This window comes from Roseateles sp., from assembly GCF_049240545.1.
Taxonomy (GTDB): Bacteria; Pseudomonadota; Gammaproteobacteria; order Burkholderiales; family Burkholderiaceae_C; genus Paucibacter_A.
Window position 1 is genome coordinate 1 of the sequence record NZ_JBMLSK010000298.1, and the last position, 2,028, is coordinate 2,028.

2 protein-coding genes are annotated in these 2,028 nt (G+C 67.9%); one reads left to right on the plus strand and one right to left on the minus strand.

Features of this window, described 5'->3' with window-relative positions; genetic code table 11:
- The coding region (locus tag ACOVRJ_RS19000) for an IS1380 family transposase (RefSeq protein ID WP_422045394.1) at positions 1–923 on the minus strand (923 nt) is incomplete at its 3' end.
- A gap of 195 nt (positions 924–1,118) precedes the next feature.
- On the opposite strand from ACOVRJ_RS19000, the gene ACOVRJ_RS19005 reads away from it, so the two are divergent.
- Positions 1,119–1,667, plus strand: coding sequence for a hypothetical protein (locus ACOVRJ_RS19005; RefSeq protein ID WP_422045395.1), 549 nt, complete (start codon positions 1,119–1,121; stop codon positions 1,665–1,667).
- Positions 1,668–2,028: the final 361 nt, after the last annotated feature.

Consider the following 2,028-nt stretch of genomic DNA (forward strand, 5'->3'; position numbering starts at 1 on the left):
CCTTGCTCACCGTACTCCAGCCGCGTGATCACGCGCCGCTCGTGGGGCCAGCTCTGGGCGGCGTAGCTGAACTCGCCGATCAGCCGCTGCTTGATGCCGCTGGCCCGGTGGGCGTCGGCCAGAGCGGCCTCGGCCACTTCCACCGCCGCGTGCAGCCTGGCGTTGCGGGCCAAGCCGATGATGTAGCCCACGCCCGAGCGCTCGCACCACTGCAGCAGCCTGCGGCGGCAAAAGCCCGAGTCCGCACGCACGATGAAGCGCGTGTCAGGCCACGCCCGGCGCAGCCGCGTGACGAGCAGCTTGATCACCGCCGCCGCGTGCCGCGCGCCGTCGATCTTGCTGGGCCGCAGCACGCAAGCCAGCATCGCCTGGCCGCAGAACACGTACAGCGGCAGGTAGCAGTGGTGGTCGTAGTAGGCGTGGAAGGCGCCCAGTTCCTGCGCCCCGTGCAGTGGCACGTCCGAGGCGTCGATGTCCAGCACCAGCTCTGCAGGAGGTTTGTCGTGGCTGGCAATGAACTGCGCGGCCAGCACCTCGTGCAGCGCCCAGGCCTGCGCGCGCGTGGCCCGGTTCTCCAGCCGGCTGAAGGTCGGCGCCGAGGCCAGCGCCTCAGCGCGTCCGACAGCCGTCTGCATCAGCACGTCGCCTCGCAGCGCTTTGTGGTCGTTCAGATCCTCGTAGCCGCAGCACAGCCCGTACAAGCGCTGCGCCAGCAGATCACGCAACGGGTGCGTGATGCGCTGCGGGTCGCGCGGATCGGGAATCGCTGCAGCCGCCGCGCGGCTCAGCCCAAGGTGCTCGTCGACCTGGCGCAACAACAACAGCCCGCCGTCGCTGCTGAGATCCCCGCCGCTGAAGTCAGCCTCAATGACGCGCCGTCCGAAGCGCCCGAAATCGATCTTGGCATCCGTACACTTTGGCATCGGCAGTCCTCGGTTGGCATAGGGGGTCAGATACCTATGACAACGCGCTACGGCACGAGGCTGCCGACCTGACTAGTGATGAAATTTCCGGGCTAGGCAAGGTCAGTACCTTCTGCCCGGGGCGAAGCCCTAGACGAAGCTGGACGCGCCCTCGGCGTCGCAGCGGTACACGCCGTCCAGTACCAGGCCGTACAGGTGAGTGTTCAGTTTGGCCGCGGAGCCGAAGCGCTGGATCGGCGTGACAGCGCCAACGTCGCCTTCGTCAGCGCCGAGCCCGGCAGCGGCCAGCAGCAGTCGCAGCGGGAGATGACGTGGGCGGCCAGGTGCACCGCGGTCTGCGACATCCGGCGCGCTGCGCTTGCAGCTGAACGCCAGCAGCCGGTCGGGGCCTCAATCGCCGCGCTGCAATCGCAGGAAACCGCGGGCCAGGATGCCGCACTCAAGCAACGCCTTGAACTCGTCCTTGATGAACCGGGGCAACTCGGCGCCGGTGCTGGCATCGGTGTGGGCGATGAAGGAGGCTGCGTGATGCTGCACCAGACGGTACAGCGTGGCCGGCTCGGGGCGGTGGCGTTCGTAGTGTGCCGGGCGCCATCGGGAGTCCGCTGGGGCTGCTGCGCCGTGGCTCGCACGATGAGTTCGCGCTGGAGTAAGCCCGCTCGGTCTCAAGCCGCGCGGCATGCGCCCGTCGGCCTCATGGCTGCCCGCCGGCGCGCGCCATCCGCTGCGGCCACCTACGGGTGACTGCGGGGTATCTGACTGGCAGCTTCAGCGCGGCGAGATCTGGACAGCCAATGTCTCTTCTGGGTCGGGACCGGCAGGTGGTGCCCGCAGAGAGCGGACGTAGCGGTGAGTTCTCGCCTGCGGGCCGGGCCGACGAAGGTAGATGCCGGGGATGGGTGCCCAGGTTGGCCGGTGCAGGAACTTCTGCGCGATTGCGCGCCAGTCTCGGTAACTGCTGCAGCCTTCTTGATCCTTCTGTTGCGCGTAGAGTGGAGCTTTACAGGTAAACGAGTTGCCATCCTGTCTCAGCAATTACTGCGCCCAACGGCGCAGGCGCAGGGCGCCACAGCAATTGCGACTCGCGCCACGGTTGTGCGAAAGT